Origin of the sequence: Streptomyces sp. NRRL F-5122 (genome assembly GCF_001507435.1) — a bacterium.
Lineage (GTDB): Bacteria > Actinomycetota > Actinomycetes > Streptomycetales > Streptomycetaceae > Streptomyces > Streptomyces lannensis.
Genome location: NZ_LMWH01000297.1, coordinates 1 through 21680, shown reverse-complemented (window position 1 = coordinate 21680; position 21680 = coordinate 1). Strand labels below are relative to the sequence as shown.

Here is a 21680-nt window from a genome sequence, read left to right as displayed (position 1 = left end):
CCACGACGCGCCCCTCCCGGTCGTTCGGTCTCATCCCGCCGGCCTGTCCTCCGGCAAGCAGGCGCGTACCCGACGACCGACCCCTTATTCCTGAAATTTTTTTCGGGTTTTCTTCAGTGGCCGCTCTCGCGGGTGCCGGTGTGGCTGCGCAGGACTTCCTTCACCTTGGCCACCGCGAGCCCCAGCCCTGCTCGACGGTCGGCTTGGCGGGCACCGCGATCTCGTCGAGCATTGGCGCGGTACCAAATCCGCTCAGGTCCGGGTCGGCGGTGCTGGAGGCGGGTCGCGGGCCCGGCGCTAGGTGCTGAGCTGCGCTTATGCCATCGAGGGCCGGTCGCACGGGGCGTCGATGGACACGTCGCCGAGCGGGACGACGACCGGATGGTCGTGGTTCACGACAGCGAACTGATGTACCGAATACCCGCGCGTGGCAGCAAGCGCGGGGACCGCGCCCCCTAACTCGTACACGTGCCGCGCCACCTCCTTCCGGCAGCGTGTTCATCCCGGTGCTCAAGAAGGTGCGGTCCGCCAGTCGGTCGGCCGTCCCGCACCCGGCCCGACGCGGTCGCCGGGGACAAGACTCGTCCCGCGGCGCCCGCGCCAACGCCAGATCAAGGCGGTCATTCCGGAGAAGGAGGACCAGGCCGCCAACCGGAGGAATAGAGGGCAACGGGAGCGCCCGACCCGTCGGGCACGTTACCGACCTCTACGAAGAGAGGAATACCGTCGAACGCCTGATCACCGAGCTGCAGCCTGGCGGGGCATCGCCACCCGCTACGAGAAGAGACCCGAGAGCTACCTCGCCGGCCTGCATCTCCGCGCCTCCATAATCTGGATCAAGGATCAAACTCGAACCACCTTGTGATCACAGCCAGTTACACGACCGATGGGGAGGTCAGGCGCTCAACGCCGCAAGCTCCGCGTTGGCGCGCTCGGTGACCAGGGCGAGAACGCGGCCGGCGGCGGCCAGGTCCTCTGCGGGGATCCCGCCCCAGATGCGGGCGGAGATGGGGGCGGTCTCGGCGCCGGCGGCGGCGAGCAGCTCGCGCCCCGCGTCCGTGGGGCGAAGGTACGCGCCGTCCGCGACGAGCAGCTGCTTGGCCAGCAATTCGTCGAGGGTGGCGCGGATGTCGGCCGGATCGGCCTTGAGGGAGCCCTGGACCTGGGTGATGAGATCGTCCGGCGTCTGCGGGGTCTCGGTGGTGATGGCGGTGCGCAAGGCGACCTGTTGCTGAAACGTGGCGCCGTACCGGGCCAGGACGTGCTCCAGGACGCCGCGGGCAGCATAGTGTGCCAAGGCGAGGGCGCGAGCGTCGGCAACGGGCGCGGTAGCGGTGGATGTGGTGGTGGTCACGGTGTTCTCCTCTGAGTGCTCTGGTCGTTCGGTACGGTTGGAGCGAGAGGCGCGGCGAGCAGGGTCGTCAGCTCGTCGGTGAACGCGCGCGTCCGCAGGGCGTCGAGGCCGCCGAGCGGTTCCAGCAACTGCTGAAGCAGTTCCTGGACCACCGCGATGGCCTGCCGCGTGACAGCCTGTCCTTGCTCGGTGAGCGCGAGCTGTACGGCACGCGGGTCGCGGGGATCGCGGGTGCGCTCGATCAGACCGGCCGACTCCAGGGCGCGCGCCAGCTTCGAGACGTACAACGCCTCCAGGCCGGTGTGGTCGGCGAGTCGGCGCTGACTGGGCCGCTCGCCAGCGCGCTGCATGCCGAGCAGCGACGCAACCAGTACGTACTGCGCGTGCGTGAGACCCAGCGGAGCCACCGCGCGATCGACCGCGACACGCCACTTGTTGGCGAGCCGCCACACCAGGAAGCCGGGCGTGGGGCTCGGCGATGAACCCTTGCTCATGAAGAATAGATTACATGGACACTGTGTCCATGGCTACTATCTTCCTCGGATGTGACGACGGAGACGCCATGTGCTGGAGTTGGGCTAAAGCCGCCGAAGACCTGTTGACCCACGCCCACAGACGCCTTGGTGATGATGCCGCTCTCCTCGCCATCCAGCGTGTCTCCTAGCGGATCTGCGCCTCCAGCCTGTGCCCCCGCCCGGCACCAGAGTTGGTCCGCAACCTCAGTAGCCGTCATGGCACCAGCGCACCCCACGGGCCTCGGTCTAGGTGGGAGCTAGGACGGCTCGGGCGTATCAAGAGGTCACCGTGCAGTGGGCTCGCACCACCCACACCAACGAGTGATCACGCGAGGGGTGTTGACGTGGTGGCGGTCGCGGAGCCCAGCGTCACCGCTCTATGCGCAGGCATCAACGCCGTGTTCGCCAGGTGCCCACGCAGCCGCCCTCACGAGATACGCCGGACCGTGCGCCGCTCTGATGCGAGGCGTCAGTCGCCAGGCAACGTGTAGACGTCACGGTCCAACATTCGAACAGCACCACAAGGCTCACAGCTCATCGCGCCACCGGTAACGGGGAATTAGGAAACGTCTGCCCGGTTGACGGCTCGCGGTGACGGCCCGTGCTGAGGAGCGTTTACTCAGCCTCGAGCTGGTGATCCGCCCAGATGTAGCTTTCGGGCAGTAGGTCGGAGATGTGGACGGTCCGGATGTGGTCATCTTCACCGACGATGACTTTGAGGGCAGGGAAGTAGTCGATAAGGACCTGACGGCACCGGCCACACGGTGGAACAACCCCCCGGTCACGGTCACCCACCGCGACGATGGTGTCCAGCTCGTAGGCGCCCTGGGCAGCCGCTGCGCCGATGAGCACCAGTTCGGCGCAGGGGCCTCCCGTGAAGTGGTAGGCGTTTACAGCGGAGATGATGCGGCCATCGACGGAGCGGGCCACGGCTGCCATCGTGTGGTTGTCCCCTTGGCATCGTGTGCGCGCGATATGGGCTGCGACCTGGATCAGTTCGTGGTCGGCGGGGTGGGTCTGCGTGGTCATCTTCTCTGCCTTCGTCGGGTGCCAGGCGACGTTGGCCCGCGTGACGAAGTTTTGCAAGCGGATATCGGCGGCCGGTGCGCTGTCTCCTGATACGTCGCGCCCGGTGGCATCTGCCGTGCGAGCAGTTCTTCTGGGTGTGGCACTTCATCGCGGCTCTGTCTGCGATCCGCCCCGTGGTTCCGCGAGGCGGTGAGCTCAGGACATTCGCAGGTTCTGCTCCAGCCCAGGGTGGGCCTGAGGAGGTCTTCGATCTTCTCCGTGACGGGTGCTGGTGACCGTGCCCGGCCGGAGGCGGAGCGGCAGATGGCGGTCGGCGGGTGGTCGCCCGCCGACCGTGGTCGGAGCCGGCACGGTCACCCGCCGTGCCGCTCGCACACGAAGGTGTGGTGGCCCGGCCCCAGGCTCGAGACGGTGAGCGTTCCGTCGACCACGGCGACGTCGCGTGTCGATGCCCGTCGGCCGTCCCACAGTGTCCGCCGGGCGGTGCGCACGCGTTGCCCGCGCGGGTCGCCGGGGAAGGCGACCGCCCCCTGGGTACGCCCAGGCCCGTGGACGGTGAGGCGGAAGGAGCCCGCGCTGTTCGCCCATTCGACGCTCAAGGGGCCGTGAGGGGTCGGCAGTTGGCCCGTCGCCCAGTCGACATCGGCAGGTTGCGGGCGCACCTCCCAGGTGGCGTAACCGGGCGAGGTCGGCCGGGCACCGAGCAGGTGGTGGGTCAGGGCCGGCAGGACGCCGGTGGACCAGCCGTGAGCCATGCTGGTGTAGGCGTCCTCGTACAGGGATCCGCCCGGCCCGATGCCTTCCCAGTGGGTGATGCCGGGGTCGTTCCTGTCCATCCAGCCGTACGTGCGGCGGATCTGATCCAGGGCGGAGTCGGCTCGGCCGGCCAGGAAACGCGCCTGTATCTCCGGATAGGAGGTGAAGGCGTAGACCCGCTGGGAGGCCTGGTCGAAGAGGGTGTCGTTGTCCATGAACGCGTTCCCGTAGGCCCGCTTGGTCGTCGCGTCGAGATGCGCGAGCGCCGATGCCGCACGGTCGGCATCGGCGATACCGGTGACGACGGCCAGGGAGTTGCCGTCCTGGGCGTGACGCGCCGCGCCGGTCCCAGAGTCCAGGTAGGCGCCCGCGTCGGCGTCCCATAGCAGCGAGTTGACGGCCTGTGCGACCTTGTCCGCCCTGGCGCTCCAGCGTGAGGCGTCGGCGTTCTGCCCCAGCAGCCGGGCAAGCCGGGCCGCGTCCTGGAGGGCTTGGACGTAGAGCGCGTTGTAATAGGTGACGCGGCCCGTGCGGCCCAGGAAGGCGTAGTCGCCGTATCCCTGGGTGCCGTTGAGGCCCTTGCTCAGCAGACCGGCGTCGTCGGTGACGCTGGGGTACCAGGTGTCGAGGACTTTCAGCAGGGTCGGGTAGTAGCGGGTGGCGTACGGGCGGTCGCCGGTGTAGAGGACGTAGTCCCAGCTGCAGGTGACCCAGTAGAGCGGGTAGTCGAAGAGGGGAAGGGTGTAGTTGCCGATGGAAGCGGGCGGGATCCAGCCGTCGGCGCGCTGGTGGTCGGCGAGGTCGGCCAGGACGTTGCGGGCTGCCTCGGCGGCATCGTCGTGGGTCAGGTAGAGGGTGCGCGCGGAGACGGCAAGGTCGCCGACATACGGGTCGCGGTCGCGCTTGGCGCCGTCCTGCAGGACCAGCTTCCCTTCCAGCGAGGCACTCCAGGCGTTGCGTGGATCGACGTCGTCCTGGCGGAAGGTGTCGGTGACCAGTTCGTTGGTGTACGAGGCACCGTACCAGTAACGATTCAACTCGTCGTCGGAGCAGAGGAACCAGCCGCGGTAGGTGCTGGGCGTGCCGAGATACGCGGTGAACTGCAGCGCGATCGAGTCAATCTCCACCGTCCCCCAGGGCTGGGCGGCAGGGCTGTCGGAGGCCAGCGCGTCGAGGCTGATCCTGAGGTACCGGAAACCGTGCAGTCCGTCCGCGAACACCTGGTCACCCGTCTGGAAGCCCTTGTGGTCCGTCCAGTTGGCGCCCATTGCGGGGACGGTGAACTGATCCGTGCCCTGCCCGGCACCGCCCGCCTGGTCGGAGCGGGTGAAGTCCGAGCGGTCGGTGAGGAATTGCCGGGTCTCGGAGAACGCCACCCGCACACCGGGGGAATTGTCGGACGCCGAGGTGAACCGGATCTGCGGATAGCCGACCACCACCTTGCCGAAGTCCACGGTGATGCTCGGTACGGGAATGGGGGCGACGGGCGCGGGCCAGACCTCGTTGATCCGCGTGAAGTAACCGTGCGGCGTGTCCTGCGCGTTGGTCACCGTGATGCGCACGCGATCGGTACTGATCTCCTCCGTGAACGGAACGGCCTTCTGGACCGCGTCGTTGCCGGTGACCGTGGCAGCGGTGTGCCAGTTGCCGTCGCGCCACACCTCAACGGTGTAGTCGGTCGGCACGCCGTCGCTGTTGGAGATCACCGTGATGCCCGTCAAGGGCGTGACCTGCGGCATGGTGATGGTAAGGACGTCGGGGAACGCCCCCGGCGTGTCGTCGTTCCAGAAGGTGTCCGGGTTGCCGTCGATCGCGTTGGCGGCGTCGTAGGTGCGCGGCTGCCCGTCGTTGCCGTTGTTGCCTGCATGAGCCGACGAGGCCTCGGCCGTGGTGCCGTCGGGCCAGCGCGGCGCCGCCGCGGGGCGCGGACGCCGCAGGACGGATCTGGCGCCGCCGGGCTCGAGCAACGCCGCGGGCTTCGTCACGTCGCCGCTCGCCGCGACGATCCGCACGGGGCGGACCGTGCGGGAGGACGGGCCCTGGACGTACCGGTGCCAGCCGCCGGGGCGGCGCGACGGTCCCCCGTTGACGGAAGTGGAGGCCTCCTGGACGGGTAGGGCCTCGGCTGAGGGGAGTCCGGCGGAGAGGGATACTGCCGTGAGCCCGACAGTGCCAGCCGTGGCCAGAACCGTGCGCCGGGAAAGGCCCTTGTCCGGTGTGCTGTTCGACGCCATGACGCTCCCCACTCTTCCCTGAGCAAGACAGGACTGAATCGTTTCAATTCCCAGTTGCGAGGCGACGCTATCTCGAACACGGGGCGCCCGTACAGCGTTGGGACAGGAGTAGTTTCAGGACGTACAGAGGGCGATGAACTCGCGGTCGTGCACGAGGAATACGCGGATTCCGTCGGCGGCCAGGCAGGTGTTGCCAGTGCTGGGGAAGTCGTACCGCCATCGCCGGCCCCCGCCGGAGGCTTTCGCAGCGTCGAGTTCCATCGGGCCGGTAGCCGCGAGGCTCTTGTCGATCGACCGGACCGCGTGCCCCTGCGGCATCACACGGCCCGCGTAGGCGGACTTCCCGCCCAGCAGACCAGCACCTTCTAGAGCACGCACCTTAACCCCACCGACCCTGCCCATCGAGAAACCTTGGCTATGGTCGGCTCACCCGCCCGGCCCGCTCGTCGCCCTCGCGGTAGAGAACCAGGTGCTCGTGGTAGAGAACACCGTCGCGGATGTCACCGGTGGCGGTGAAGCCGGTGTCGTCGACGTACTCGAGGTGGTTGCCGGTGACGGTGTAGCTGCCGGTGTAGGCGCTCCGACGGTTGCCACGGGCCTCGTCGTAGCGGCCGCTCGGCAGCAGTTCCTGGCGGATGAATCCGTCGGCGGTCACCCACATCCCGACGTACGGGTGCGGGTCGCGGGGCATGTCGTTGCTGGTCATGCCGCCACAATCGGCCTGGCGGGCGGCGGCAACCAGGCCGCCGTCTCCCCAGGTGAGTGTTTCCTGGGTACCGCGCACCCAGCATCGCGAGCCGGCCGGATCGTGGCAGCCCGACACCTAGGGACAGAGCGGCCTGGTTCCGGTACCGCGGCGCCACGAACCTGATGGTCAGGCGCCTGCCGTAGCCGCCGGACACTCGCCTCGGAGCCGCGTCGACGCTCACTCCCGCAGCGGACACACCGATGAGGCGACTCCACCGAGGAGTACACAACATCACCGCCACCGGCACCGTGAGCTGGAACCCCGAGGCCTTCGATGACATCCTCTCGAACGACAAGGGACGTCCCGTCCTGTTCTCGCATGCCCGGATCCTGACGATGGACCCGTTGATCGGTGCCATGGTCGGCGCCGACATCCTGTTCGTCGGCTCCCTGATCGTGGGGGTCGGCCCCAGCATCGTCACGGCAGCCGGGGACGACAACGCGATCGTCGTCGACGCCACCGGCACGACCATCCTCCCCGCCGTCATGGACGCCATCGCGCTGGCCGGCGGCCGCGGCCACCGCTCGGAGTACGTCGCGACCCTGGCACCGGGCAACACCACCGACTTCCTGGTGGTGCCCGACGAACTCGCCGACGACGTGCCGAGCGCGGTGGCCGCACTCCTGAGCCCCCCCGGAGCGGGTCCGCGCGCTCGTCTCGGCGGGCCGGCCGGTGCTGTGGGCCGGCACCGACGTCCCCGGCCGGGCCGCCGCACCCGAGACGGGCATCCCGGCCGCGGAGGACCTGACCGGCAGCCCGCGCGTCGGTGTGTGGATCGACCGGAACGACTTCCTGCACCAGGAGCTCACCGCCGACGGGCGCTACGACGAGACCCGGGGCGGACGCCCGTACGCCTACCAGGGCCGCTACTGGATCGACGGCAACCGCATCGACTACCTGGACGACCTCGGCTTCCGGGCCTACGGCGAGTTCCAGGGCGACGAACTGCACCACGCGGGCTACGTCATGAAGGTCGGCTGACTTTCCCTCCCCCGCCGTACCGAGAGAAGAGTCCCATGAACCTCAACCACACCACCAGCGCCGCCGTCCTCGAAGAGCTCCGGCGCCGGCCCGCCGACCGGCGGCGCATCCTGTTCACCGGCGCGACCGTCGTCACCATGGACTCCGGCCTCGGTGTCCTCGACGGCGGCGACCTCCTCGTCGAGGGCGACACGATCACCGCCGTCGGCCCCCGCCTCGACGCGCCGGACGCCGTGGTCGTCGACGCCACCGGCGCGATCCTCGCCCCCGGCTTCGTCGACACCCACCGGCACGCCTGGGAAGCCCAGTTGCGCCGGATCATGCCGGACGTCGACGACCTCGGCGGCTATGTGATGGCCACCCTCGCCGGCTACGCCACGGTCTACCGGCCCCAGAACATGTACATCGGCACCAGACTGGCCGCTCTGACCGCGATCGACAGCGGCATCACGACCATGCTCGACTTCTCCCACAACTCCCGTACCCGCGAGCACTCCGACGCCGCCGTCGAGGCGCTGCGCGACACCGGCATCCGTGGCGTGCACGCCGCCATGGGCCCGCACTTCGGTGACTGGGACCGGCAGTGGCCCGGCGACCTGCCTCGCCTCAAGAGCCAGTACTTCAGCAGCGACGACCAACTGCTCACGCTGCGCCTGGCGACCCTGGCCACCGACGAGATCGCCGGACCCGCGCTCGCCTACGGCCCCGAACTCGCCCGCGTCGCACGGGAGCTGGGCGTCGGGGTGAGCGTGGATGCCGTGTTCGGCAGCGCCTCCTCCGACGCGGTCCTGCGCTGGGCCAAGGACAGCATCCTCGGCCCCGACGTCACCCTCATCCACTCCACCGGACTGACCCCCGAGGCGTGGCAGGCGATGGGCGAGTCCGGTACCACCGTGGCCCTCGCGCCGACCTCCGACGCCCAGATCGGCCTGGAGACGGCGATCCCCGCCGTCGATGAGGCGCTGTCCGCCGGCATCCGTCCCGGGCTGAGCATCGACGTCGAAGTCGCCCTGGCCAGCGACATGTTCACCCAGATGCGGGCCCTGCACGCCATCCAGCGGATGCGCGCGGTCAACGCCGCCCACGGCACGGGCCGTCAGCCCTCCCGCATCACCACCCGCGACGTCCTCGACTTCGCCACCCTCCAGGGCGCCCGCACCAACGGCCTGGTCGGCGTCACCGGTTCACTCACCCCGGGCAAGAAGGCCGATCTGCTGGTCATCCAGGCCGAGGACCTCAACAACATGCCGCTCAACGACCCGATCGGCACGATCGTGCTGGGCTCCGACGCCCGCAACATCAGCGCCGTCCTCATCAACGGCGAGACCCGCAAGTGGAACGGACAGGTCCTCGACGTCAACCTGGCCGCCCTGCGCGGCAAGGTACACGCCTCACGCGAGTACGTGCTGAACACCCCGGCCGTCTGAGAGTCCCCACCCTCGTTCCGCAGCCCCCCGGCTGCTCCTCCTCCTCGCCGTCTCCCCGCCGGTTCCGGCGTCACCCCGCGGCGGCGGTGAGCGCTCCGCGGGCACTGGTCTGGGTCCGCCAGTGCCGTCGTCGAGACCGTCAACGCGGCCGCTCCGCACGCATGCGGAGCGGCCGTCGCCCTCTACGGATGCAGCATGTTCATCGGCGCCGGCCTCGGCCCCCAGCTCACCGGCGCGCTGAGCGGACTGGGCTTCGGCGGCGTTCTCCGGGTCATCGTCGTCGCGCTCACCCTGGGCGTCCTGCTCGCCCTGTCCGCGCTACGCCACCGCGGCACGGAACAACCCCCGCCCCGCCTGCGCACCAAGTCGCACTGCGCACATCCTCCCCTCATCGTCCGGTGACCGGCGACGAAGCGGTAGGTGATCTTCGCGGCGAACCACTACGGCACCGTGAGCGCACCCAGGCACACCACTCGGTGCCACCACGTGATCCCCTTCACCAGACCGACTGCCTGTGATCGCCTGATTGTGCTGTCGGCCGGCCGAGAAGGCCGGGCGATCGTCGCCTGGTCCCGGGCCCGTCTATAGGAGGTACTGCCACTTGGTCATGCGGTCCTTCAGGTCGATGGTCGGCCCGTCGAGTGTGAAGGTGCCGTCTCCGTGGTGGTGGAACAGTTGCGGGTGGGGCTGCGAGGGGTCGGTCCAGGCCCTGACGGGCCCCAGCAGGAAGAGGCTGTAGGGGGCCACGAGACTACTGTCGGCGACCTGGCACTCAATGTTGGCGAAGCATTCGGCGACCAGCGGTGCCTGGACCTTCTCGGCGGTCACGGCGGTCAGGTCGAACTCCTCGAACTTGTCGACGTCGGCCCCCGAGCAGTTGCCGATGTCGACGACGGTGGCGGCCATATCGGCCGTAGGGACCGAGATGACGCACTCCCCCGTTTCTACCAGGGCCTGGTAGCTGTGGTCCCAGGGGCCGATGGTGCAGGCGATCAGCGGCGGCGCGTGGCGCACCATCATGTTGAACCCGTTGGTCATCACGTTCGGAATGCCGCGGTGCCGGGTGGCGATCAGGATGACGGGGCCCGGTTCGATGAGACGGTGAACCTGGTCCAGGGGGTGCGGCTGAAGGTCCTTTACGGTGATCATGTCTGCTCCCGGTGCCGTGCGGTCTGTGGCATCGAGTGTCGGCAGACGGCGTCACCGCCATGAAGGCCGCGTTCTTCCTGTGTGTGGCAGGGCCGGCCTCCACCGGAACTCACATGCTCGCGTCCGTCGCCTCAGCCCGGGCCTGCTTCGGTTGCGTACCCATGCTCCTCAGCGTCTCGAACGCGGCCGCTGTAGGGCTGGCGGGTTCGGCCTGGTAGACCACCAGTTGCTGGTGCGGGGCTCCGTTGACGGTGAAGGCCGCGAACTTGATGTGGAGGTCTCCGACCTGGGCGTGTTTCAGATGCTTGCCTTCCTGAGACTTGCTCTTGACGTCGTGCCGTTGCCAGAGCGCGGCGAACTCCGGGCTCTGGGCGGACAGGTGTGCCACGACCTCGGCGATGCGGACGGACTCGGGGTCATGGCCGTAGGCGGCCCTGATCTCAGCGACGCAGGAGTGCGCGGCCCGCTCCCATTCCTGGTAGAAGTCGCGCCCTGCCGGGTCGAGGAACACCATCCGGGCAAGGTTGTCGAACTTGTCGAAACCGCTGTGCAGAGCTGTGGCAAGAGAGTTGCCCGCCATGATGTCCAGGGCCGGACCGACGACAAAGGCAGGGGTGTGATCCCAGCCTTCCATCAACTGAAGGAGCTGTGGACTGACGTCCGCCTCGCCCCAGTCGTGAGGGCGTTGCGAGGCGGCCAGGCAGAGACGGTTGAGATGGTCGGTGGACTCCGCGTCCAATTTCAGCGCTTGCGCCACGGCGTCGAGGACCTGTGGGGAGGGGCTGTTCTCGCGGCCCTGTTCCAGTCTGATGTAGTAGTCGGAGCTGACTCCGGCGAGCAGCGCGACTTCCTCTCTGCGCAGTCCCGGCACGCGGCGCCGCCCGTGTTCGGGCAGACCGACGTCGTGCGGCTTCAGGGCTTCTCTGCGGGCTCGTAGAAAGTCACCCAAAGGCGTCCCATTGCTCATGCTGCAAGACTAGGTGGCTTTCGCGCCATGGGGATCCCTCAGAGGCACAGCATGACATCACGTAGCACGCGCATCACATGAGGTGACTTCAATCCCGCGCATGTTGCGGCGTGGATTCCCGGCGACTCGTCGCAGTAGCTGCAGCTGCCGGAAGAGGGTGAATGCGACCGCAGACAGCCAGGGGCCACGCCAAGCCCCCACAAGGCCCAGGCTCCTGAGAGCCCGCAATCCTGGGTGTAATGCACCCACCATAGGCGGGACTTTTCCTGGCGTTTTCCGCCTAACCTCGGTGGTATGGACAACGCAACGCGCCTTGACTCGGTGGAAGGGCTGGGTCAGTTCCTCCGTGCCGGCAGGGAACGCCTCAGCCCCGCAGCCGCGGGGCTGCCTGCCGCCGGTCGGCGACGAGTGCCCGGGCTGCGGCGCAACGAGGTCGCCGCGCTCGCGGGGGTCAGCCCGAGCTACTACAGCCGACTGGAGCAGGGCCGTGAGCTCAGTCCCTCACCCCGAGTGCTGGAGGCCATCGCGCGCGTGTTGCAACTCGGCGACGAGGACAAGCGGGAACTGTTCCGGCTGGCCCAGCCGGCCGCCCGCCGCACGAAGGCGCCTGTCCGGGTCGAGCGTGTCCGGCCGCACCTACGGCAGCTGATCGAGAGCTGGACCGGGACACCGGCGTTCATCTTCGGTCACGCCCAGGACCTGCTGGCCACCAACGCGCTCGCCGACGCCCTCTACCGCGACTTCGCCCAGCACGACAACGTCCTACGCATGCTTTTCCTGGACCCCGCCGCGAAGACCTTCTACCGCAGTCCGGAACGGGCCAGGCACCGGGCGGTCGCCGACCTCCAGCAGACCGCCGCGAGCACTCCGGAGGACCCCCGCATCCTGGAGCTCGTCGGTGAGCTGTCGGTGCGCAGCGGCGAGTTCCGCGCCCTGTGGGCGCGCGAGTACACCCGGCTCCCGCCCTACGAGATCAAGCAGGTCCACCACTCGCTCGTGGGCGATCTGGAGCTGCGGCACGAGGCCCTGAACATCCGCAGCGCCCCGGGACAGCAGCTCGTCATCCTGCAGGCCGAGCCCGGCTCCCCCTCCGCTGACGGGCTGGCCCTGCTGGGCTCCGTCAGCGTGCCCGACGTGCCGCACCAGCAGAACCCCGCGCACGGCACCTGAGGGCGAGCTGCCGTCACTGGCCATCTGCAGGCACGTTCATGTGTGCCGGCAAGGTTCGCGGGACGAAAAGGGGAGCCGATACTGCGGCAGCCGTCCTCGACGGCACCTGGAATTCGACTCAGAGGGTTTCCTGAGAGATCCACTTCGCCATCCGCCCGTCGGTCGAAAAGCCGTCATGTGGATCCGCCCATATCTGCTCAAGCGCGGTTGGCCGCTACCGCGCCGAGCATGCCGCGCCACCGGCTTTCGGTCCGGCCTGCGGACCGGCCAGTCGGGTCATCGTTGGCTGAACAGGGGTGTACCCACTTTCAAGCTGCGGACATGCCACAGTCTGCCAAGTCCCATTCTCATCCTGGGTGTGGGACTCCCAGGAAAATCGCTGCCTTCATATCGCCCTGGAGGAGGGACAGACTCGAATACGTCAACAGCAAATCCCCCTCAAGGGGAAAGCAACGAAAGAGGTTTTTCCCATGGCTACGTGGTTTGTCACCGGTGCCTCCCGCGGAATCGGCGCGGAAATAGCCCGTGCCGCTCTGGCAGGCGGTAACAATGTCGTGGTCGCCGTACGAAATCCGGAGCGTGTTCCGGACGATCTGAAGAGTTCCGACAAGGTCTTCGCGGTCGCCCTGGACGTCACGGACAACGACAGCATCCCGCAGGCGGTCGAGGCCGCCGCGGAGCGGTTCGGCGGCATCGATGTCCTGGTGAACAACGCCGGCCGCGGCCTGCTGGGCGCGCTGGAGGAGATCACCGACGCGGAGGCCCGGTCGCTGTTCGACCTCAACGTCTTCGGCCTTATCAACGTCACCCGCGCCGTGCTGCCCGTGATGCGCAAGCAGGGTTCGGGCCGGCTGGTGCACATCGGGTCCCGCTCCGGCTTCGAGGGCGAGCCGGGCGTCAGCCTGTACTCCGCCTCGAAGTTCGCCGTCGCCGGCATCAGCGAGGCGCTCTCCGCCGAGATGGCGCCCTTCGGCATCCAGTCGATGGTCGTCGAGCCGGGCGTCTTCCGCACCGACTTCCTGGACGCCAGCTCCCTGTCGGTCGCCCAGAACCGCATCAGCGACTACGACGACACCCCGGCGCACGTCACCCTGGACTGGATCGACCGGGCCAACCACGCCCAGCTCGGCGACCCCGTGAAGGGCGCCGCCCTCATCGTCGAGGCGACCTCCACCGAGAAACTGCCCACGCATCTCTACCTCGGGCGCGACACGCTGGAGCGGCTCGACGTCAAGTACCTGCAGGTCCAGGACGACCTCGCGCCCTGGCGCGACAAGTCCGCGGCCACCGCACACGACGACGCCGCCTGACACTCCGCACCCGGTGCCCGACCCGCTCGGGTACCCGGAGCCTTCCCTCCTCCCTTTCTCCCTCCCCCCACCTGTGATCAAAGAGATTGAGGTTTTGTGATGTCTGCTGTCCTGCTCACCGGTACCCCCCTCACCGGCCGTGTCGCCGTCGTCTCCGGCGCCTCCAGCGGCATGGGTGCCGTCACCGCCGAGCGCCTGGCCGAACTCGGCGCGACCGTGGTCGTACTGGCCCGGCGCAAGGAGCGTCTTGACGGTGTGGTCAAGAACATCGAGAGCGCCGGCGGCACCGCGCTCGCCCTGGCCGTCGACGTGACCGACCGCGCCGCGGTCCAGGCCGCCGCCGACCAGGTCGCCGAGCGCTTCGGCAAGGCCGACCTCGTGTTCAACAACGCCGGTGTCCAGCTCATCTCCGGCATCGAGGAGCTCAAGGTCGACGACTGGCAGCGCCAGATCGACCTCAACATCGGCGGCCTAATGAACGTGATCGCCGCGTTCGTCCCGCACCTGACGGAGTCCGCCGCCGCGGGCCGGCCCGCCGACCTGATCAACACCTCGTCGATCGCGGCCACTCGCATCCTGACAAAGTTCTCCGTCTACTCCGGCACCAAGGCCTACATCAGCCACCTCACCCGGCTGCTGCGCGTCGAACTCGGCCCCAAGATGGTCCGCGTGGCCACCATCGAGCCCGGCATGGTCGACACCGAGCTGCCCGACCACGTCACCGACCCCGACGCCTCCAAGCTGATGGCCGACCTCATCCACGACATCGACGTCCTGCAGAGCGCGGACATCGCCGAGACCGTCGCCTTCATGGCCGCCGTCCCGCGCCATGTCAACCTCACCGAGATCACCATCCTGCCCACCGCCCAGGCCGTCTGACACACCACCCGTCATGGCGGGGGGGGGGGGGGGGCGGGGGGGGCCCCCCCCCCCCCCCCCGCCCCCGCCGCGTCACCCTTCGTCGCGCAGCCGGGCCGCCAGGGAGACCAGTTCCTCGGTCTCCTCGGTGTGGCCCAGGGCGGTGAGGCGGGAGACCGCCGCGTCGAGGCGAGTGAGGGCCGGGGCGGGGCGTTCCAGGTAGATGCCCTCCACCGCACCCGCAAGACGGACGCACTCGGCCCACTCGTCGGCGTGGTCCTCGTCGGGTCCCGTTTCGCCGAGCAGGACGAGAGCCTTGTCCAGGGCGGCCAGGGCGGTCTCGTACTCGCCGGCGTAGGCGTTGACCCGTCCGTGCTCATAGGCCAGGGCACTGTCCAGGGAGCGGCCACGGGCCTCGTACTCGGCAGCGCGGGCCTCGTCGGCGATCCCGCCCGCGTCCTCGAGGCAGGCGAGGGCGTCGGCCAGGCCCTCCGAACCCTGCTGCTGGGCCTGGAGGCGGGCGAGTTCACGCAGGCAGCTGCTGAGCTGCTCGTAGCGCGGGGCCCGCGCGTGGGCGGCGAGAGCCTGGTCCGCGGCCTCGCGGGCCCGGCCGAACTCGCCCGACTCGGCGAGGATCACGGCGGTCTCAGCGGCGATCATGGCGTGGCTTCCGGGATCGTCGTCCCAGCCGGCCGACTCGGCCGCGAGGGCGGCGAACTCCACCGTGGCGGCCTTCAGATCCTCACCCGCGTGCAACGCGCGGGCGCGGGTCAGGCGCAGTTGGGCGACGAGCCGGTCGTCCAGCTCTCCGGCGGCGACGTCAGGTTCGGTCAGGAGGGAGTCGAGCAGCGCGATGCAGTCCTCGACGCGGCCCAGGTCGAGGCTGAGCCGCGCCGCGTTGCTGTAGGAGTGGAACGCGTCCGTGCGGCTGCCGTGGCGCAGTTCCAGCTCCGCGGAGCGCGTCAGGTGCCGCAGTGCCTCGTCGGGGCGGCCCAGGTGCATGCAGGCTTCGGCCAGATCACCTTGGAGGCGGGCGGTGTCGATGGTGCCGACCGGCCACTCGGCCGCCACTCGCAGGCTCTCGGTCAGGTCCGCGTGGGCGGCCTGGGCGTCCTTGAGGCCGAGCTGGATCCGGCCGCGCAGGCCCAGCGTGCGGGGCAGGTGCCAGGCAGGGCCGTGCGCCCTCAGCCGGTCGAGGAGGGCGTCGGTCTCCGTCAGCGCGGCAGGTAGATCGCCGGAGATGGCGTACGTACTGGCCCGCAGCAGGAGGGCGCCGGAGACCTGCGCGGCGATGTCGTGCCGGGTGGCGAAGGCGAGCAGCAGGTCCGTCTCGGCAAGGACCGGCGCGGCGTGCTCCTCGTTCCTGGAGGTCTGCAGACGCAGGCCCAGCGCGGTCGCCCGCAGCCGTAGCACACGGGCCTCCTGGTACGGGGCGAAGTCGGGCGTCTCCTCGTGCAGACGGACCAGAGCCGCGTGTGCGGCGGTCAGCTCGGCGGCCTTCGCCTCGGCGCCATCGGCACCTTCCGCGGGCTCACCCGCGGGGATCAGGGCGCAGGCGCGGGCGAGCGCCGCGTGACCCGGCGCTCCGGCATCGTCGTACAGGCTCGCGGCCTTCTCGTACAGGGCGGCCGCCTCGTCGAACGCCTCCTTGTCACCCGCTCGGCTCGCCTCGTCCTCCAGCAGGTCCGCGCGTAGTTGTACGAGCGGCCCCACGGCCGGGTCGGCGGGATGGACGTAGTCGGGGGCGGCGACGAGTGTGCGCAGCCGTGCCCAGCAGGCCGTTGCATCCGGATGCCCCAGCTCCTCCAACGCCCTTGCCCGGAGGATGAGTTCGGGCAGTGACTCGGGGACAGCGGCCGTCGCGCGGGGGCCGGGCGCGGCAACCGGGGCGGCCGGCGCCACATCGTCGAGGCCTCGGGTGCGCAGGGTCAGTTCCAGCGCGTCCAGGAGGGGGGCACGGTCGAGGCGGGCCCTGCGCCGGTCGGTGTGGGCCGTGGTTCCGTTGCGGGCGTCGAAGCGTGCGGCCAGGTCGTCGGCGCGACCGTGCACCTCGGCGCGCAGACCGGCCACCGTCCAGGTGCGGCCCGCGTATCCGGCTGCGGGCAGCTCCCCGTGCCCGAGAAATTCGACGCGCTGCAGCAGGACCTCCGCGCCCGTGAGAAAGCTGAGCAGGTCCAGCGGCGAGTCGACCTCGTCGAACAGGTTCCGGTTTTCGGCAAGCAGTTCCAGACCGCGAGCCTCGTTGCCGGTCAGCGCGCAGAACTCCAGGTGCCGGCCGACCTCCCCGGACATCGAGGGATTGCGGCGGCAGGCGCGGTAACCGGCCAGGTGCGCCTCGCGCGCCCGGTCGGTGCAGCCCGTGCGCAGCAGGGGAAGCAGGGCGTACGACACGGAGCGGGCGGGCTCCTCCTGGCAGGATTCCTTCCCGGTCAGGACGGGCTCCCAGGTACGCAGCGCACGCTCGTCGTCACCCGCAGCAAGGTGGTACAGAGCGCGCTCGCAGATCTCACAGGCCTCGCAGTCGCTGAGCCTGGTGCGGGTACGGCTCGCCCACAACTCGTAGGCGAGGGCGGTGTCCTCGCCCACGTGGGCGGCGAGTTGGTACGCCTGCCCGTAGTAGGGCTGGAGTCCGAGGCCGGCCTTCTCGTACCGGTCGCGCATCTCCGTCAGCCACTGGCGGAGGCTGGCCAGCGGCATCTCGGGCAGTGCGCGCAAGGCGTTGGCCACCCACTTGAACCGCCAGAACAACGTGTGGCGCAGGCGCTCGTCGAAGACGTCGGGCTGCTCCTCGAAAAGGGTGAGCAGACGGGCGAAGACCACGGGCGACTTCCGGGGTTCGGAGCCGTAGGTATACGCCTCCTGGAGCTCGAGGAGCGCGTGCACGAGCGGAACGGGCTCGGCGAACTGCTCGGCGGCGTCCACCAGTTCCTCGGCGGTGACGGTGCGGGTACGGCCGTAGGGGCGCCGGTCGTTCTCCTGGAGCGCCTGGTACAGCTCGTCGGTGTTCTGGGGTGCGGTCGGCATCGTCAGCTGTCCTTGCGGAGGGCGTGGGCGAGGAGGTCGAGGAAGGAGCGGTTGATCAGGCTCGACTCGGCGGGCCTGAGCGGGCGCCGGGACAGCATCGCGGCCTGCCCGTAGAGGGCTTCGGCGCTGGTGCGGGCCAGTTCGGGTTCGTCGATGCCGACGGCCGTACGGACCAGTGGATTGAGCTGGTTGAGGATCAGCTGGGCCCGGGGAGCCTCCTGACGCAGGTGGCCGAGGATGTCGCCCCACAGGCCTCCCTGCTGCTCGCGGGCGAGTTGGGAACGGGTGCGTTCGTGCCGGGCCTCCCGGCTGTCGAGGAGGAGGGCGGGGGCGGAGGCGGGCTGGAAGGTGCGCAGGGCGACGTCGCAGTCGAAGACGGCGAGGGCGTCGCGGGCCAGGGCGAGGTAGGCCGCGGCGGCCAGTTCCGTCTCCCGGTCGACGGGGTCGAGGTGGGCGGTGAGCGTCGCCGGGTCGAGGTCGGCGACGCTGACCTCCGGCCTGATCTCCGGCAGCCGGTGGACCAGTTCACGGTCGTAGGTGTAGCCGCCGTTGACGACGCCGAGCCCGGCTGCCGAGGCGATCGCCGCGACCTGCCGGAACTCCTCCACGCTGGATGTCACGAGCACGGTGCGGTGGGTGCGCGCGAACTCGTCCAGTGTGGCGTGCCCCTCGGTGGTCTCGAACGGCAGCCACGGCAGCAGCATCCGCAGGATCTCGTCGTCGTGCACCGCCAGCGACTTCACGGCCAGATGGTGGGCCTGGAGGAAGCGGCCGAGGAGATCCGGGTCGCTGGCGGCGGTCCGGGCGATCCACGCGCGCAACCGCTCGGCGAGAGCGTCACGGACCGCGACGAGGGTGTCGTCCTCGTACAGGGACTCGCGGGACGCCGTAGGGCGCAGGCTCTCGGCATCGACGACGCAGCGGACGAAGAACGCCCACTCGGGCAGGATCTCCTCGGCCTGCTCGGACAGCAGCATGCCCTTGACGTGCACGCGGTGGCCGTGGCGGCGTCCGGCCGGCACCGCCTCGGGCAGCACGCACGCGATGCCCTTCAGGCCCACGGCCGGCAGGTCCAGCTCGATGGTGTCCAGCGGGGTGAATCCGAAGGTCTCCTCGCCGTACGCGGCCAGCGCGCGGGAGCGTGCTCCCGGCGTGGGGTACGTACGCGCCCACGGAGCGGGTTCGGGATTGACGGATGCGCCCGGGCCTCCCGTGCCGTCGTCGAAGGTCACGGGGTGGCGCAGCAGGGAGCCGAAGTGCCGGGCCAGCGCGTGCACCTGTGCCGGCCGGGTCCACTCGCCCGCGTCGACGCGCGGCGTCAGCGTGACGGTGGTGCCGGGACGGGGGTGTGCGGAGGAGGGCAGAGTGCGGACGGTGTAGCTGCCGTCGCCGCGGCCCCGCCACTCCACGACGGGGGCGTCGGGGGTGCGGGCGGAACGGCTGAGGACGTGGATCTCGTCCGCGACCAGGAAGCAGGAGAGCAGTCCGATGCCGAACTGGCCGATGAAGTCGGCACGTTGCTCGGCGATCCGCTCGGCGCGCTTGCTGCTGCGGCCGATCGTGGCGAGGAAGGTGTGCACGTCGTCCTCGGTGAGACCGACGCCGTCGTCCTCCACACGTACCACCGAGCCGTCGGCGTACAGGCGGATACCGAAGGCGTCGGCAGGGGCGCCCGGTTCGAGGCCGTGCCGGGCGGTCAGCGCGTCCACCGCGTTCTGGAGGAGTTCGCGCAGGTAGACGCGGGGGCTGGAGTAGAGGTGGTGGGAGAGGAGATCAACGAGGCCGCGCAGATCCACCTGGAAGGTGCGGTCGGCGCCGGCCGGGCTCAACGGGGTGTCGTGCAGAGTCATCGGGCAGTCCGGGGTGAGGTGAGCGAGGAGTGACAGGCGGGGCGGCGGGCTCAGGCGGTGCGTCGGAAGCGGGCGTACATCTTTTCCGGCTGGGCCATGTACTTCCATGGCCACGGGGTGTAGGCGCCACCCAGCTCGTAGAAGACACGCGGGGCCACGATGCCCTCCGAGGACAGCGCCAGGGCCATGGCGAACATGTTGAAGTCCTCCTGCCAGCCCGGGCGTCGCTCGTAGGCGGGGTGGAGGATGCTGCGCCTGGCCGCATTCCTCAACTCCTCTTGTGTGCCGGGTGTGTCGAGGCAGTTCTTGCTGTCCGACTCCACCCACTCCTCGATATGGGCCATAGCGATCACACAGCCGAGGCGATGGCCGTCGGGCGCCCCGGCGAACGCTTCACGGGCGAATGCCAGGGCCTCGCCCGGCTTGCCGCCCCAACGGGGCTGCAACTGCGACACCCACTGGATGTGGATGTCCAGGTTCAGCGGATCGCGGCGCAGGGCGGCGTCGAGCCGGGTCTCGTTGACGGCGGGGCCCAGCGACATGCCACGGCCGGAGGTGAGCAGGCGGCGCCACGGCGTGACCCACTCCGGCTGCAACTCGGCCGCCTCGAGCAGTTGTTCCTCGGCGATCTGGAGCCGCTCGTGGAACACCCGCCACTGCGCCTGCGAGACGTCCACGGCACGAGCGCTGGTGCGGGCCTCCCAGCCCCAGTTGACGTGGCGCGCGCCGGATATCAGCAGCGCCGTCGCGCGATGTTCCTTGTCCTCTTCGACGGCCCGGCCGATCCAGTCCTGCACACCGTCCAAGTCGGCCAGCTCACCGAGGACTTGATCGTCGCGGCCGAGATCGAAGGGGGCCAGCGCCGCCTTGACCGCCACCCAGTCACCCGAGCCTGCCGCCTCCACCAGCGCGAGCACCCGCGAGTCTCCGAGCGCGCGCAGCGTGTACATCCCGTTCCGCGCCCTGCGCGGGGCGGGAAGGGCGTACGGATCCGCCGCCGGCCTCTCCCCACCTCTGCCGAACAGCCTGTCGAACATGCCCCGCCCCCAACGTTCCGCTTGATCGTCCGGTGCAGCATAAGCGGCACCACCGACACCATTTCCACAGGGTTTCCGCCGCTGCTTCACGGGTTCGGTCCCGTCCTCTTGCGTATTCCGGTCCCGGCGGTCTGTGCTGCCGGCGATCTACGCCTCTTTGATCAGCGGGTGGCCGTTCTTCTATGCAGGCATCCGCCGGAAGCCGAAGCAAACCCCGGGATCAGGTGGAACCCTTACGCCACTTCCAGGGACGCAACCGACTTGTCCGGACCGTGCTCTGACCGCTTCGCGTCCGAGTCGTTGGTGCCGGTACTGGCCGCCGGCCAAGGCCCTGCACGCCGGCTCATTCCACTTGCCGTCGGGGCGTCCCGACCCGCAGACGGTGCATTGCATCACCGAGGCCGCCCACGCTCTGTCGTGAACCGACGCTTCACCGATCTGTATGAATGGGGTCGATGCACCACACGGCTATCGCTTGCAGCGGAGATACAGCACCGCCTGCTGCCCGATTCCTTCACCTGTAATGCCGGTCGGTTCACCGTCGCCGGAGCGCTGGAACCGGCTGCCGACATCGGCGGCGATACCTTCGACTACACCCTCGACCGCCGCTCCCTGCACCTGTCCCTCACCGATGCCATGGGCCACGACGTGCAGGCCGCACTGCTGGCCACAATGGTCGTCGGCGCCCTGCGCAACGCCCGCCGCGCGGGCGCCGGCCTTGCGTCGCAGGCCAAGGACGCCCATCGGGCAGTCGCCCGCTATGCCAACCAGGCTCATCTGGTCGACTCCGACCGATCCGATCAGGTGCATGAGGCCATCGCCGAATACGGCGGCCAAGCCATGGTCACCGGTCAGCTACTACGTGTCGCTCTCGACACCGGCCACACCGCCGTCGTGAACGCAGGTCACATCTGGCCATTGCGTCTGCGCGACGGAAAGGTCGAGGAGATCGCCCTCTTCGTCGACCTGCCCTTCGGCGTGACACCGAACCCGGGGTATCGCGTCCAGAGCCTCGACCTGCGTCCGGGCGACCGCCTGGTCCTCCTCACCGACGGCATGCTGGAGCCCCACGGCACTGACTGCGGCCTGCGCAGTCTGATCGAGCAGACCGGCGACTGGCACCCGCGTGATGCCGTGCGTGTTTTCACCGACGCCGTCCTGCAGGCCACAAATCACGACCCACGCGACGATGCCACCGTCCTGTGCCTGGACTGGCCCGGGCCGTGAGCACCTCGGCAGCCGCTTCACCGAACCTCGACCGACGATCCTGA

At 69.4% G+C, this 21680-nt stretch carries 18 protein-coding genes; 7 read left to right on the top strand and 11 right to left on the bottom strand.

What is annotated here, in order from left to right; all coding sequences use genetic code 11:
• Positions 1 to 895 precede the first annotated feature (895 nt).
• The 6 genes from ADL25_RS43120 to ADL25_RS43095 form a co-directional block, all read right to left on the bottom strand.
• Complete coding sequence (locus ADL25_RS43120; protein WP_059133431.1) at positions 896 to 1354, bottom strand: hypothetical protein; 459 nt, start codon at positions 1352 to 1354, stop codon at positions 896 to 898.
• Complete coding sequence (locus ADL25_RS43115; RefSeq protein ID WP_059133430.1) at positions 1351 to 1848, bottom strand: MarR family winged helix-turn-helix transcriptional regulator; 498 nt, start codon at positions 1846 to 1848, stop codon at positions 1351 to 1353. The genes ADL25_RS43120 and ADL25_RS43115 overlap by 4 nt, the downstream gene beginning before the upstream one ends.
• Before the next feature lie 636 nt (positions 1849 to 2484).
• Positions 2485 to 2898: a cytidine deaminase family protein gene (locus tag ADL25_RS43110; protein ID WP_059133432.1), complete on the bottom strand. Its 414-nt coding sequence runs from the start codon at positions 2896 to 2898 to the stop codon at positions 2485 to 2487.
• Between the two features lie 353 nt (positions 2899 to 3251).
• The gene (locus ADL25_RS43105; RefSeq protein ID WP_059133429.1) at positions 3252 to 5888 is read right to left on the bottom strand and encodes a discoidin domain-containing protein; all 2637 of its coding nucleotides are present in this window, start codon (positions 5886 to 5888) and stop codon (positions 3252 to 3254) included.
• A 114-nt stretch (positions 5889 to 6002) separates the two neighbouring features.
• Positions 6003 to 6266, bottom strand: coding sequence for a hypothetical protein (locus tag ADL25_RS43100; RefSeq protein WP_159045150.1), 264 nt, complete (start codon positions 6264 to 6266; stop codon positions 6003 to 6005).
• Between the two features lie 37 nt (positions 6267 to 6303).
• A complete protein-coding gene (locus ADL25_RS43095) occupies positions 6304 to 6594 on the bottom strand; it encodes an Atu4866 domain-containing protein (protein WP_059133427.1) in 291 nt (96 codons plus the stop codon).
• A gap of 714 nt (positions 6595 to 7308) precedes the next feature.
• On the opposite strand from ADL25_RS43095, the gene ADL25_RS51375 reads away from it, so the two are divergent.
• The 3 genes from ADL25_RS51375 (at position 7309) to ADL25_RS51370 (ending at position 9446) form a co-directional block, all read left to right on the top strand.
• Positions 7309 to 7617, top strand: a complete 309-nt coding sequence (locus tag ADL25_RS51375) for an Atu4866 domain-containing protein (protein ID WP_234381293.1) — start codon at positions 7309 to 7311, stop codon at positions 7615 to 7617.
• 35 nt (positions 7618 to 7652) lie between these two features.
• Entirely contained in the window at positions 7653 to 9044 is a 1392-nt protein-coding gene (locus tag ADL25_RS43085; RefSeq protein WP_059133426.1) for an amidohydrolase family protein, read from the top strand.
• A gap of 195 nt (positions 9045 to 9239) precedes the next feature.
• Complete coding sequence (locus tag ADL25_RS51370; protein ID WP_059133425.1) at positions 9240 to 9446, top strand: hypothetical protein; 207 nt, start codon at positions 9240 to 9242, stop codon at positions 9444 to 9446.
• A gap of 180 nt (positions 9447 to 9626) precedes the next feature.
• Here ADL25_RS51370 and ADL25_RS43075 read toward each other — a convergent pair whose 3' ends face one another.
• On the bottom strand, positions 9627 to 10193 hold the full coding sequence (locus ADL25_RS43075) for a flavin reductase family protein (protein WP_059133424.1): 567 nt from the start codon (positions 10191 to 10193) through the stop codon (positions 9627 to 9629).
• Positions 10194 to 10302: 109 nt separating this feature from the next.
• Positions 10303 to 11160 (bottom strand): helix-turn-helix transcriptional regulator, encoded by an 858-nt coding sequence (locus ADL25_RS43070; protein WP_059133423.1) that lies wholly within the window; start codon positions 11158 to 11160, stop codon positions 10303 to 10305.
• 294 nt (positions 11161 to 11454) lie between these two features.
• Between ADL25_RS43070 and ADL25_RS43065 the strand changes: the two genes are divergently transcribed.
• The 3 genes from ADL25_RS43065 (at position 11455) to ADL25_RS43055 (ending at position 14519) form a co-directional block, all read left to right on the top strand.
• A complete protein-coding gene (locus tag ADL25_RS43065; RefSeq protein ID WP_059133422.1) occupies positions 11455 to 12330 on the top strand; it encodes a helix-turn-helix transcriptional regulator in 876 nt (291 codons plus the stop codon).
• A gap of 470 nt (positions 12331 to 12800) precedes the next feature.
• Positions 12801 to 13640 carry an SDR family NAD(P)-dependent oxidoreductase gene (locus ADL25_RS43060; RefSeq protein ID WP_059133421.1) on the top strand — a complete coding sequence of 280 codons (840 nt, stop codon included), beginning with the start codon at positions 12801 to 12803 and terminating at the stop codon, positions 13638 to 13640.
• A gap of 99 nt (positions 13641 to 13739) precedes the next feature.
• The gene (locus ADL25_RS43055; RefSeq protein ID WP_059133420.1) at positions 13740 to 14519 is read left to right on the top strand and encodes an SDR family oxidoreductase; all 780 of its coding nucleotides are present in this window, start codon (positions 13740 to 13742) and stop codon (positions 14517 to 14519) included.
• Positions 14520 to 14591: 72 nt separating this feature from the next.
• Here ADL25_RS43055 and ADL25_RS43050 read toward each other — a convergent pair whose 3' ends face one another.
• From ADL25_RS43050 to ADL25_RS43040, 3 genes are read right to left on the bottom strand one after another with little or no spacing between them, the layout of a single operon-like run.
• Complete coding sequence (locus tag ADL25_RS43050; RefSeq protein WP_059133419.1) at positions 14592 to 17522, bottom strand: hypothetical protein; 2931 nt, start codon at positions 17520 to 17522, stop codon at positions 14592 to 14594.
• 2 nt (positions 17523 to 17524) lie between these two features.
• Entirely contained in the window at positions 17525 to 19372 is a 1848-nt protein-coding gene (locus ADL25_RS43045) for an HSP90 family protein (RefSeq protein ID WP_059133418.1), read from the bottom strand.
• Positions 19373 to 19422: 50 nt separating this feature from the next.
• Positions 19423 to 20409 (bottom strand): hypothetical protein, encoded by a 987-nt coding sequence (locus tag ADL25_RS43040; protein WP_059133417.1) that lies wholly within the window; start codon positions 20407 to 20409, stop codon positions 19423 to 19425.
• 417 nt (positions 20410 to 20826) lie between these two features.
• Here ADL25_RS43040 and ADL25_RS43035 point away from each other — a divergent pair, with 417 nt between their 5' ends.
• A complete protein-coding gene (locus ADL25_RS43035; RefSeq protein WP_059133416.1) occupies positions 20827 to 21636 on the top strand; it encodes a PP2C family protein-serine/threonine phosphatase in 810 nt (269 codons plus the stop codon).
• Positions 21637 to 21680 lie beyond the last annotated feature (44 nt).